This window comes from Duncaniella sp. (assembly GCF_029054785.1).
Lineage (GTDB): Bacteria > Bacteroidota > Bacteroidia > Bacteroidales > Muribaculaceae > Duncaniella.
This window is the reverse complement of sequence record NZ_JAIDEN010000032.1, coordinates 1-7620: the sequence shown is the minus strand read 5'-3', so window position 1 is coordinate 7620 and position 7620 is coordinate 1. Positions and strand designations below refer to the sequence as shown.

At 54.5% G+C, this 7620-nt stretch carries 6 protein-coding genes and 1 tRNA gene; 5 read left to right on the top strand and 2 right to left on the bottom strand.

Annotation, left to right across the window (positions count from 1 at the left end):
* Nucleotides 1-233 precede the first annotated feature (233 nt).
* Nucleotides 234-947 (top strand): MIP family channel protein, encoded by a 714-nt coding sequence (locus K2H17_RS02205; RefSeq protein ID WP_300130892.1) that lies wholly within the window; start codon nucleotides 234-236, stop codon nucleotides 945-947.
* Between the two features lie 401 nt (nucleotides 948-1348).
* Here the strand turns inward: K2H17_RS02205 and K2H17_RS02200 are convergent, their stop codons facing one another.
* Nucleotides 1349-2542, bottom strand: coding sequence for a lipid-A-disaccharide synthase (locus tag K2H17_RS02200; RefSeq protein WP_300130889.1), 1194 nt, complete (start codon nucleotides 2540-2542; stop codon nucleotides 1349-1351).
* A 139-nt stretch (nucleotides 2543-2681) separates the two neighbouring features.
* On the opposite strand from K2H17_RS02200, the gene K2H17_RS02195 reads away from it, so the two are divergent.
* Together K2H17_RS02195 and K2H17_RS02190 are read left to right on the top strand one after the other, a co-directional pair.
* The gene (locus K2H17_RS02195; protein WP_300130887.1) at nucleotides 2682-3371 is read left to right on the top strand and encodes a glucosaminidase domain-containing protein; all 690 of its coding nucleotides are present in this window, start codon (nucleotides 2682-2684) and stop codon (nucleotides 3369-3371) included.
* A gap of 82 nt (nucleotides 3372-3453) precedes the next feature.
* Nucleotides 3454-4779, top strand: coding sequence for a DEAD/DEAH box helicase (locus K2H17_RS02190; protein WP_300130884.1), 1326 nt, complete (start codon nucleotides 3454-3456; stop codon nucleotides 4777-4779).
* Nucleotides 4780-4847: 68 nt separating this feature from the next.
* Here K2H17_RS02190 and K2H17_RS02185 read toward each other — a convergent pair whose 3' ends face one another.
* Nucleotides 4848-5600 carry a nitroreductase family protein gene (locus tag K2H17_RS02185; protein ID WP_300130881.1) on the bottom strand — a complete coding sequence of 251 codons (753 nt, stop codon included), beginning with the start codon at nucleotides 5598-5600 and terminating at the stop codon, nucleotides 4848-4850.
* A gap of 154 nt (nucleotides 5601-5754) precedes the next feature.
* Here K2H17_RS02185 and K2H17_RS02180 point away from each other — a divergent pair, with 154 nt between their 5' ends.
* Together K2H17_RS02180 and K2H17_RS02175 are read left to right on the top strand one after the other, a co-directional pair.
* The gene (locus tag K2H17_RS02180; protein ID WP_300130878.1) at nucleotides 5755-7242 is read left to right on the top strand and encodes a potassium/proton antiporter; all 1488 of its coding nucleotides are present in this window, start codon (nucleotides 5755-5757) and stop codon (nucleotides 7240-7242) included.
* Nucleotides 7243-7538: 296 nt separating this feature from the next.
* Nucleotides 7539-7612 (top strand) — tRNA-Ile (locus K2H17_RS02175).
* Nucleotides 7613-7620 lie beyond the last annotated feature (8 nt).

Genomic DNA, 7620 nt, shown 5'->3' with positions numbered 1-7620 from the left:
CTTTTGCTAAATTGTTGAAATTCGGCAGTCGCATAGCTCGCTATGCTCCTTTCTCATTTACAACAATTTATCTAAAAAAATACACCACTCAGATTTTTACTCTTGTTATGAAACACCCTCTTATCGGAAGATTTGCTATTTAGAAATATTTTCCTTTAATTTGCATTCAGTACCCTACGGGCCGACATAAAACAAATGTCTCATATACTACTCACTAACCAACTGTTTATTTTATGAAAAAGTATCTCGCAGAGATGATCGGAACTTTCGTTCTGGTTCTCATGGGTTGCGGCAGCGCAATCTTCGCCGGTATCGGATTAGGAACAACCGGGTATGGCGTGACAACCCTTGGCGTAGCTATGGCCTTCGGTCTTTCTGTTGTAGCTATGGCCTACACTATCGGCAACATCTCCGGTTGCCACATCAATCCCGCGATCACTCTCGGCGTCTGGTCAAGCGGACGCATGAGCGGCAAGGAGGCCGGAGGCTACATGCTCTTCCAGTGCATCGGAGCTATCATCGCTTCAGCAGTCCTCTACATCCTTGTCCACACCGGCAATGAAGCAGGTCTGGAAGCCGTGTTCAACAGCACCACGACCACCGGATCAAACAGCTTCCTCCCCGGCAACATCGTGCCTGCATTCCTCGCCGAGCTGATCTTCACCTTCATCTTCGTCCTTGTCGTTCTCGGATCTACTGACGAGAAGAAAGGCGCAGGCAACTTCGCAGGCCTTGCAATCGGTCTGACCCTTGTGCTTGTCCACATCGCCTGTATCCCCATCACCGGTACTTCCGTAAATCCGGCCCGTTCGATCGGCCCGGCCATCTTCGCTGCGATCGAAGGCAACTGTGTGCCCCTCAGCCAGCTCTGGCTCTTCATCGTGGCTCCTTTCATCGGCGCCATGCTGAGTGCCTATGTCTGGAAAGGCCTCCGTTCCGACAACTGATCCTTGATCAGCCGGCCTCAACGATATTAACCGCAGGGACACAGCCCCGACTCGTGTCCCTGCGCTATTTATACGATACCACTTTTTTTAGAGTGACTATTCAGCGAATATTGCCAACCTAAGAGCCTCATTATCAGGGCAGGGATGCACCATGGTGCATCCGAAAACGAGGTTAATGAACCATAAAACCGGCGGATGCTCCGTGGAGCATCCTACAACTTGCTTGCAATCAAGCTGTTTGAATCGCTGAATAGTTACTTTTTAGAGGGTGTTTAAAAACAGCATTTCCTGTGGCTAACTTTGCATCATCAAAGAGTCACAGGAACGTTTTTTTCGCCAGACCTGTATCATGAATGCCGACGGAGCAGACGTCGGCTTCTGACTGAAGGCCGGTGAAGGAATCAGGAATGTGATCCGGAGAGCTGACGGCAGATAGCCGCGGCCACATTGGCTGCCGCACTGCTGTCCGTATGAAGGATTGATCTGATCTTAGCGTAGCCTTCCAGCTGGGCCTTTCGGGCAGGCCCGTCGGGAATCACTTGCGAAAGTTCACGGTCGACGGCCTGCGATGTGCAGTTATGGACAAGCATCTCAGGCACCACACAGCCTCTTACACCACTGCGCGCTGCCTCGCGGTTCACCTCCCGCCGGGTCTGACGGTCGATTTTTCCCCCGATGAGGTTTGGCAAGGCCGCATAGGGAATTTTCAGAATGTGGACGAATATGTCATGGGCCCATTTCCAGCCCACGGCGCGATAGCAGACCACCTGCGGACATCCGGCCAGGGCACATTCAAGCGATGCTGTGCCGGAAGTGACCATAGCCGCCCTTGAGCGGGCCATCAGTTCAAGCGTGGCGGCATTGACAAGGGGAAAAGAGGTGTAGTCCGCATAGAGCTTCCTGTCAATCGACGGGGCTGCCGCGACCACTGTCTGCATCTCCGGATGACGGCGCGCGACGGCATCCATCACCGGCAGATTGGCTTTGATCTCGCCGACACGGCTTCCGGGCACGAGAGCCAGGATCGGCTCGTCTGACAGACCGTGGCGCTTGAGAAATTCCTCACGCGGAGGGAGTGAGTCCAGCACTTCCTCGACCTCTTCGACCGAGGGATTGCCGACATAGTCAACCTTTACGCCACGTTCGCCGAACCAGTCCGGTTCGAAAGGCAGGATGGAGAAGATGCAGTCTACATAGCGTTTCAGCTGCTTCATGCGGTATTCCTTCCAGGCCCACAGCTTGGGGGCGATATAGTAATAGACCTTTATTCCGAGGCTTTTGGCAAACTTGGCGAGTTTAAGATTGAATCCGGGATAGTCGACAAGGACAACGGCATCAGGGCGCATGGTCCGGATGGCTTCCTTGGCAGTGCGCATGTTGCCGAGAACCTCCGGCAAATGGGTAGCCACGTCGATAAATCCCATGAAAGCCATGCGGCTGATGTGGATCAGAGGCTCGTGGCCAACTGCGGCGGCCATGCGGTCACCGCCGAGATATGTGATTTCGGCTGAAGCGTCAAGTTTCAGCAACTCCTTGATTACCTGCGCCGCGTGGACGTCACCAGAGGCCTCTCCGGCTGAAAAGAAGTACTTCATGATCGCAAAGATAGAGGAATTTTTTCATTTTCTGAAGTATTTTCGCTAACTTGCGCGTTATTAGAAGTGGATCCCTCCATCTCGCCTCAGCCTGAAATCCCGTTTTTAACAAAAGTCACTCTTATTGCCACACCTCATTATGCAGCGATATTTTCTTGGCTTACTCCTTTGGCTGATTCCGGTTCTCGCAGTCGGAAAGACTCCGATTTTCGGAAATCCGGAAGTCGAGATTGACCACATGTATGCCTATGTCAAACGCCACAATCCCGATTTCAAGCGCGAAGTGGCCGAAGCCTTCTACAACATCGGACGCCGCTACGGCATCCGCGGAGACATCGCTTTGTGTCAGGCCATCATCGAAACCGGATGGTTCCGCTTCGACAACGGCACGGCTGTGCGGCCCGGCGCCCACAACTATTGCGGTCTCGGAGTGAAGAAGCGCGGCGACAAGGGCTGTTCGTTCCGCACCGTCGAAGAGGGTGTCACCGCCATGATACAGCATCTCTATGCCTACGCATGTTCCGGCAGACTTCCCTCAGGTGAAAAGAAGGTCGATCCCCGTTTCGACTACGTCAACCGCGGGTCAGCGCCGACATGGGAAAAACTCGCGGGCCGATGGGCGATGAATCCGCGCTACGGGACCAACATCCTGCGCATATATTCCGGACTTGCGTCAAAAGCCAGGTCGGGCGGCAAAGTGCATTTCATAGAAGTCAATATTCCTGATGATCTGCTTGACGATGACGAGATTGACTTCAGCGATCTTGACTATGTCCATGACATCGACGACTCGTCAGTCACCGTGGCCAACGACGATCTTTTCAATTAACCGTCGGTGTTTATCGCTGAACTATTGTTATCAGGCAAGCACTTAAACGCCAGCTCAAGCAGCTCCCCCAACTCTTAAAGACATGAAAGAAAAAGAAATAATCTCCAACATAGCCTCTCGCCTCGCCATCACCGAACTCAATGCCATGCAGAAGCGCATGGCCTCAGTGAAAACCTCAGGAAACACCGTGACACTCCTTGCGCCGACCGGCTCAGGCAAGACTGTGGCCTTTGCCATCCCTCTGCTCAAGAGCCTCGGTCCGGCTGACGGAAAGGTCCGGGCCGTCGTGATGGCTCCTTCGCGCGAACTGGTCCTCCAGATCTTCGATGTGATCCGCCCGCTTGCCACAGGGCTGAAAACCGTAGCGTTCTACGGAGGTCACGCAATGCAGGAAGAAAAAAACTCGCTCTCGGTCACTCCGGATATCATCATAGCCACACCGGGTCGTCTGCTTGACCACATCACCCGCGGCCATGTCGATCTGTCAGGCGTGAGGGCGCTTGTTCTCGATGAATATGACAAGGCCATGGAGCTTGGTTTCGCCGACGAGATGAAACGTGTGTGTCGCCGCCTGACCTCTCTGAGCCTCATCGTGCTGACTTCAGCCACAAGGCTTGACGAACTGCCTCCGTTCCTCCCGACAACCCAGGGGGCCGAGCTGATCGACTTCAGCGGCGAGTCGTCGCCACGGCGCAGAATGCAGATTGTCAACGTCCCCTCTCCCACCCGCGACAAACTTGACACTCTCATCGACCTTCTGCGCTCACTCGACAATGGCCGTGTGATCGTCTTCGCCAATCACCGCGAAAGCGTCGAGCGTATCTATGAGGCTCTGCGCAAAACCGGTCTCCCCGTGGGCCTCTATCACGGCGGTCTCGAACAGAATGACCGCGAGAATGCCATCGAGATGCTCAACAACGGATCGACGCCGATTCTGGTCTCTACTGACCTCGGCGCCCGCGGACTTGACATTCCGGATCTTTCAGCTGTGGTCCACTACCATCTCCCCCCCTCCCCCGAAGCGTGGACCCACCGCAACGGACGCACAGCCCGTCAGCAGGCCTCAGGCGAAGTCTATATAATCACCTCCGAAGGTGAGAATCTTCCGGACTATCTCGATTGGGACCGCGAACTGGTGCCTCAGGGCAAGAGTGCCGACCCGATCTCCTCGGACACCGCTACGCTCTATTTCAACGTAGGCAAAAAAGAGAAGATCTCGCGCGGCGACATCGTGGGCTTCCTCGTGGCCAAAGGCAACCTTGACGCCAAGACAATAGGCCACATCGCCATGCGCGACCATGCGGCCCTCGTCGCCGTCCCCCGCAGTGAAGCCCGCCGACTTGTCGACGAACTCAACCGCCACAAGATAAAAAACACCCGCGCCAAAATATCACTGCTTGGCAGATAGCGGATATTCCGGCGCGGGCGGTCTATGCTTTCAGTAAGAATGCGGCTGTCGGAGCGACTTCTTAAAGATCAATGCGAGATGTCGAAGCCGCGGCGCTGCAAGGCCCGCAGCATGCGGTAGTTCATAGCTTCGCGATAGTAACCTACGATGTGACCGGCCCAGTCATTGTCGGTCTTTGAGCCTTCGCGTGTGCGGTTGTACTCGCTGACTGTCTCGTCGTAGGCAAGCAGTTCATCGAGCATCGCATCATCGTCCTGACGGTAGCAATTCTTATAGATGACCAGTTCAGCCGGTTGCTTGGGTTTCAGATCGGGATGCTCGCGGGGCACACCGAGAGCCAGCCCGCAGACCACGAATGTCTTCTCCGGGAGCTTCATCAGCGATGCCACAGCCTCAGGAGCAGCAGTGCGCGCATAGCCGATCGGACATGTTCCCAGTCCAAGAGATTCGGCCATTGTCAACGCGCTCATCATGGCGAGCGTGGCATCGGTCACACCGACAATCAGTCCGTCAGCTGTCGATGGAAAATCAGGCATGTCGATATTCTTTTCCTCGCTGATAAGGCTGATCTTGTGATAGTCGATCAGGAAAAGCAGAAAATGGCTGCATGTCTTGATCTGCTTCTGGCCTGTCAGCCCGTAGAGCTGCTCCTTGATTTGCTGGTCGGTGACATCAATCACCGAAAACTGCTGTCCGTTGTAGCTGGTCGGGGTGTTGCGTATGGCTTCATAGATCAGATCCATCTGCTCGCCGGAAATCGCGTCCCGTTCATAACGGCGCACTGAGCGGCGGTCCAAAAGTGTATTTTTAACATCTTTCATAATCTGAGAAGGAGAAAACAGGATTGGTGGTTTGGTTGTAGGATAGTATGATATTCTTTTCAAACAAAGATCCGGCTCTGTTTGTTCAGGCCTCACGGCGTGTTTGCATACTTACGGCAAAAGGCCTAACTTTGTAGACACAACAACATCAGACATGGAACTCGTCACCTCAGAAAACATCATCCTTTTCGGCTCAATCCTGCTGATTGCCGGAGTGCTCATCGGCAAGTCGAGCTACCGTTTCGGACTCCCCCTGCTGCTGATCTTCCTCCTGGTCGGCATGGCCTTCGGAACCGACGGCGTCGGCATACAGTTCAGCAACATGCACTCCGCCCAGTTCATCGGCATGATCGCGCTGTGTATCATCCTCTTCTCAGGCGGAATGGGGACCAAGCTCTCGGCCATACGCCCGGTGATCGTTCCGGGACTGATCCTGTCGACAGTCGGAGTGTTGCTGACCGCAATGCTCACCGGACTTTTCATCTGGTGGCTCTCAGGTATGAGCTGGACCAACATCCACTTTGCCTTCCTCCCCTCACTGCTGCTTGCCGCAACCATGTCTTCGACAGACTCGGCCTCGGTCTTCGGCATACTCGGAAGCCAGAAAGTGGGCCTGCGCAACCACCTGCGCCCGATGCTTGAGCTTGAAAGCGGCTCAAACGACCCGATGGCCTACATGCTGACAATCATCCTCATCGAGACCATCACTCTCGGCGGAGGTCTCTCGGCAGGATCGCTCATCCTCGAACTCATGCTCCAGTTCGGAGTCGGCGCTCTCGGCGGATTCGCGATGGGCAAAGCGACCCTCTGGCTGATTGGCGTCTCCCGGCGGAGCGACGCAAGCGCCGAGTCCAAAGAAGATGCCGGACAGGCCACTTCCATGATCTCCATCCTTATGATCGGCGCCGTGTTCTTCACCTTTGCAGCGACAACAGCCCTTGCCGGAAACGGCTATCTCGCGGTCTACATCTGCGGCATAGTGCTCGGCAATGCCACACTCCCCAACCACCGCGGGATCACCAAGTTTCTCGACGGCATGACCTGGCTCGCTCAGATCGTGGTCTTCCTCATGCTCGGACTCCTGGTCAATCCCCACGAAATGATCGACGTTGCCGCCGTCTCGCTCCTCATAGGCATCTTCATGATCCTCGTCGGACGCCCCTTGAGCATCTTCCTGTCCCTCGCCCCGCTACGTAAAATCAGCACCCGGTCAAAGCTCTTCATCTCCTGGGTCGGACTCCGTGGAGCCGTGCCTATCATCTTCGCAACCTACCCCGTAGTCTCCCGGATCGAAGGTGCCGGACAGATATTCAACATCGTCTTCTTCATCACCATCATATCGCTGCTGGTGCAGGGTACCACCGTCATCGCCGCAGCCCGCAGACTCGACCTCATAGCTCCTGACAACACCGGCGAAGAGGATTTCGGAGTAGAACTCGCCGACGAACTCCCGACATCGCTCCAGACCCTCACGCTCACCTCCGAACATCTGGCCAAAGCCTCTACCCTGCGTGACATGCAGCTCCCCGCCGGATCGCTCGTCATGATGATCCGCCGAGGCAACCGCTACATAGTCCCCAACGGCACCCGCCATCTTCAGCCGGGCGACACCCTGCTCATCATCAAGGAAGACAAATCGTAAACAAACAGCTCTTGAAATTAATACGCACTTGATATGAGCCTCATTTCGCTGAATGCATCAAACAAATAGCGTTTTCTCATACTTCTCGGTTAAGCCTGCGAATCATATATCCAATTCTTATAGTAATCACCCTTGGAACCAACATGGCGACCATTCGCGAACCTTTCGCATACAAATTAATCAAAAAAACGTCCGACATATTTGACAAAAACAAAAAAAGTCCCTACCTTTGCAGCGCAAAAGCCCGCAGCGGGGAAAATCTCATACAGTAAAGCACCCCGCCGCAACAAAGGCTCGGTCCTATAGCTCAGTTGGTTAGAGCACCTGACTCATAATCAGGGAGTCCTTGGTTCAAGCCCAAGTGGGACCACAACTTGA